General features: G+C 35.4%; 1 protein-coding gene. It reads right to left on the bottom strand.

The genetic code is table 11. The annotated features are described in order from the left end of the window. Positions 1–285 (bottom strand): TonB-dependent receptor domain-containing protein (locus tag WFZ85_RS16295; protein WP_342697288.1); only part of this gene is annotated, 285 nt, incomplete at both ends.

Here is a 285-nt window from a genome sequence, read left to right as displayed (position 1 = left end):
ATAAAACAGGTCTAAACGCTTGTGTAATATTCGCATAAATATTGGTCGTTCTAAATTTATATTCTAATCCCAATCCAAAAAGCGGATGACTTCTTGAAATGTTTTTATTGGGCATAGCAACATCATTTCCGTTACTAATTCCAAATCGGCCATCGCCCGAATTTTGAATGTATTCATAACGAACTCCGGGTGTCACGCTAAATTTTTCAGTTACTTTAAATTGATTTTCAGCAAAAACGGCTACATTCTCGGTTGTAAAGTTTAAATCACGAACGTAGCGTCCAT

The sequence above is a fragment of the Flavobacterium aureirubrum genome (genome assembly GCF_038739835.1).
In the GTDB taxonomy this organism is placed as follows: domain Bacteria; phylum Bacteroidota; class Bacteroidia; order Flavobacteriales; family Flavobacteriaceae; genus Flavobacterium; species Flavobacterium aureirubrum.
This window is presented reverse-complemented; position numbering and strand designations above follow the sequence as displayed.